Raw genomic sequence first — 2642 nt, 5'->3', positions numbered from 1 at the left:
GCCGCTCCCGCAGCCGCTCCGCACCGCGCCGCCGACCCCGCCGCCAACCCCTTCCGCTTCGGCGGCGAATACACCAACACCGAAAACGGCACCGACTACTCCCCCGCCCGCCTCTACCACCGCGCCACCGGCCGCTTCACCACCCGCGACCCCCACCCCACACCCCTCAACAAATACCAAGCCTTCAACACCAACCCCGCCGAATACACCGACCCCACCGGAAACCTCCCCTTCAGGCTCGCCAAGCACAAGAAATCGCAGCAACGCGCAAAAAATACGGCAGCTAGGGAAAGTGCGTACACCCAGAACTCCGCGGCAGCAGGTCTGCAGGCAAGACTTGCGACAAGACTTGCCAGATGGCAGGCCGACTCACTTGCAGAGCAGGCAGGTAGGGAAGCAGATCTGCAGGCAAGGTTTGCGAAATGGCAGGCCACATCCGGCGCTGAGGTGGAGGCCGCTGCGGCCAGTAAGGCACTAAGTGTGCAATCAAGAGAAATTACACGCGAAATTGAGCAGATCACCAGAGACGGCATCACCACCGAGGCGTACAGAATTCCGAAGCTCTATCAGAAGTACGAGGAGATTGCTTCGACTGCTTATCATTTTCATATCCCACTCACTCAAGGCGCCGCGGAAAGTGTTATCGGGCAAATAGACCTGACGAAAAAGTGGAATGAGTACAAGAAGCAGCTGGACGATTGGGGATACCAGTCAATGCAGAACCGTACCCCGATTTCATCTGCCATCCCCCTCGCCAGTAAGTGGATTGCCGATTTTAATGCTACATTCGCGATTCAGCATCAATACAGCATATACATGTCGCAACTCACGCGCTCGGTGCAGACAGCCATGCAGGAAGGGGTTAAATCGTTCCGCAGCGAAACGGAATGGAATCAATTCCAAAGAAAGCGCGTGAACATGGACAAATTCCTCGGCTTAATCCCTTCGTTGTGATCTTGTAGATGGACTGGTGCGCCGGGTGTTGTACCGGGTCAGCCAGCGGAAGGCGTCGAGTCTGGTCTCGCGCTCGCTCGACCAGGCCTTCCGGCCTTTGGGAGTCCCTATTCTGAATGCGGCGTTGAAGCTTTCCGCGGCTGGACCCGATCGCGCCCATGCTCTGGCGGACCCCCAGGGCTGATTCAAAAGTCGTGGTGATCTCGTCGGGGTGTTGGTCAGCTGATGCCCAGGAGCTTGAGCGGTCGGGTGAATGGTTCGTAGGACGCCTCGCGGAGTCCGGCGGCGATGCTGCGGTATCGTGCGTCCCGGAGTGCGTTGATCGCGAGGTTGCGGAGGGTGGCCAGGTGGCCGGTCTGTGGCCGGTGTGGATCTTCGAGGCGTTCTCGGCGAAGGTGGTGTCGCGGGCGTGGTGGAGCCGGTTCTCGATGGGTCGCTGTGACCGGGCCAGCCGGGAGATCCGTTGCGGGGAGGCTTCGGCCGAGGTCAGGTCCGTGATCGCGTAGACGGTCTCGCGGGTGCACCTGCCGCTCGCGGTGTCCGCGCGGTAGCGCAGGATCCGGACGGCCTGGAGGGCGTGGGGGAAGTCCAGACCCAGGCCGTGACGGTCAGCACCCGGGTGGCTCTCGTCTCCCGGCGGCCGTGTCCGGCTTCGCGGTCGTAGCGGCGGGCGGTCACCTCTTTCCAGGGCAGCGAGCGCAAGGCGGCGAACAGGTCGGGCTGGTTGGCCTTGACCAGGAAGAGCAAGTGCGCCTGCTTCCGCTCGACGAGGAAGCGGGCGTGAGCGGTCTGGGTGTGCAGGGCGTCGGCGGTCGCCACGACATTGCGCAGGTCGAACGGTGCATGCAGGGCGGCGAAGCAGGTGATCTCGTTCTTCTTGCCGGTACGGGCAGCTGGCTGACGGTGCGGCCTTCACCGGTCATCACGGCCAGGAGGTGCACGGCCGGGACGGCGCCGTGACGCGAGCCGCGGGCGCACTTTCCGTCCACCGCGACGGTGTCGGCCCCGGCCGGGTCCTGGCCGGTTAGGTCCGCCAATCCGCCCGGGCACACCGCGATCACGATTCGGCGGATAGTGGACAGTGACGGCGCGACACGCACGCGAAGTGCCCCGGCGGTGCGAGCGCCGAGCCGGGCCGGGGTGTCCTGCGGTGCCGCCCTGGACCACTGGCCGATCGCCGCCCAGGAGCGGGCCCGGGCCGTCACCGCGCAAGCGGCGACCAGCATTACCGCCACGAACGGGTGACGCACCCCGCGCCGCCGACGTGGACGGGCAGCACCGGCAGCCGGTCCACGAGCGACGGCAGCGCGCGGTGCTGACGCGACGGCGACTCGATCAAGCAGACGGTGGCAGACTGACGGCACATCGAAGCTCCGGCTGAGAACGGCGACATGGCAAGGCCACCCGTCTTCAACAGGAGCTTCGTCACACCCCTGTGACCAGGCACACCACAAGACTGCGCGATCGACTCCGTCAACATGCGGGCCTGAAAAGGTGCCCCTGTCTCTTTGGTCGAGCTGTCTGAGCCTCCCGTCGCCCATGGCGGTGCCAGCCCGGTGCGATAGTTGCTGTCGCAGGTGAATACGGTTGCTAGTGCGTTGGCCACGAACGTTCGCCGGGGCGGGTGACACGCCGGTCGATGTTCGGGGTGCCAGGGTCTGTCGGCCTCACTCTCGATGACAACGTGA

The 2642-nt window shown here is 64.3% G+C and carries 3 protein-coding genes and 1 pseudogene; 2 read left to right on the top strand and 2 right to left on the bottom strand.

What is annotated here, in order from left to right:
* Both IF89_RS43780 and IF89_RS48690 read left to right on the top strand, forming a co-directional pair.
* Positions 1–954 (top strand): RHS repeat-associated core domain-containing protein (locus IF89_RS43780; protein WP_158718110.1); only part of this gene is annotated, 954 nt, incomplete at its 5' end.
* Between the two features lie 642 nt (positions 955–1596).
* A complete protein-coding gene (locus tag IF89_RS48690) occupies positions 1597–1914 on the top strand; it encodes a hypothetical protein (protein ID WP_234328024.1) in 318 nt (105 codons plus the stop codon).
* A gap of 134 nt (positions 1915–2048) precedes the next feature.
* Here IF89_RS48690 and IF89_RS49975 read toward each other — a convergent pair.
* A pseudogene (locus tag IF89_RS49975) lies at positions 2049–2180 on the bottom strand (hypothetical protein); the annotation flags it as partial.
* Positions 2180–2320, bottom strand: coding sequence for a hypothetical protein (locus IF89_RS46660; protein WP_158718108.1), 141 nt, complete (start codon positions 2318–2320; stop codon positions 2180–2182). The pseudogene IF89_RS49975 and the gene IF89_RS46660, both read right to left, overlap by 1 nt.
* Between the last annotated feature and the right edge of the window lie 322 nt (positions 2321–2642).

This window comes from Streptomyces sp. NRRL F-2664 (genome assembly GCF_000719345.1).
GTDB lineage: Bacteria > Actinomycetota > Actinomycetes > Streptomycetales > Streptomycetaceae > Streptomyces.
This window is presented reverse-complemented; position numbering and strand designations above follow the sequence as displayed.

Coding starts and splice junctions, on each gene's coding strand:
- IF89_RS46660 (WP_158718108.1), bottom strand. CDS start 2,320: ATGTGCCGTCAGTCTGCCACCGTCTGCTTGATCGAGTCGCCGTCGCGT.